At 53.3% G+C, this 323-nt stretch carries 3 tRNA genes; all 3 read right to left on the bottom strand.

The annotated features are described in order from the left end of the window. Positions 1–23: 23 nt before the first annotated feature. Positions 24–110 (bottom strand) — tRNA-Leu (locus tag OGW44_RS00015). Between the two features lie 12 nt (positions 111–122). After that, positions 123–196: transfer RNA gene (locus tag OGW44_RS00010), tRNA-Cys, on the bottom strand. A gap of 51 nt (positions 197–247) precedes the next feature. Next, positions 248–323 (bottom strand) — tRNA-Gly (locus OGW44_RS00005).

Raw genomic sequence — 323 nt, 5'->3', positions numbered from 1 at the left:
TTTGATTATTCTATTCTTTCCCATGGTACCCGGAGTGGGACTTGAACCCACACAGCGCGAACGCCGAGGGATTTTAAATCCCTTGTGTCTACCGATTCCACCATCCGGGCTCGGGAAGAAATTGGAGGCGCGTTCCGGAGTCGAACCGGACTAGACGGATTTGCAATCCGCTACATAACCGCTTTGCTAACGCGCCGAAATCTTCTGGCTTTTCAGCCGACATCCGCTATTGCCGATGTCTTTAATTTGGAGCGGGAAACGAGACTCGAACTCGCGACCCCGACCTTGGCAAGGTCGTGCTCTACCAACTGAGCTATTCCCGC

The organism is Citrobacter sp. Cb023 (assembly GCF_030336805.1).
Taxonomy (GTDB): domain Bacteria; phylum Pseudomonadota; class Gammaproteobacteria; order Enterobacterales; family Enterobacteriaceae; genus Citrobacter; species Citrobacter braakii.
Note: the sequence above shows the minus strand (reverse complement) of the source record. Positions and strands in the feature narration are given on the sequence as shown.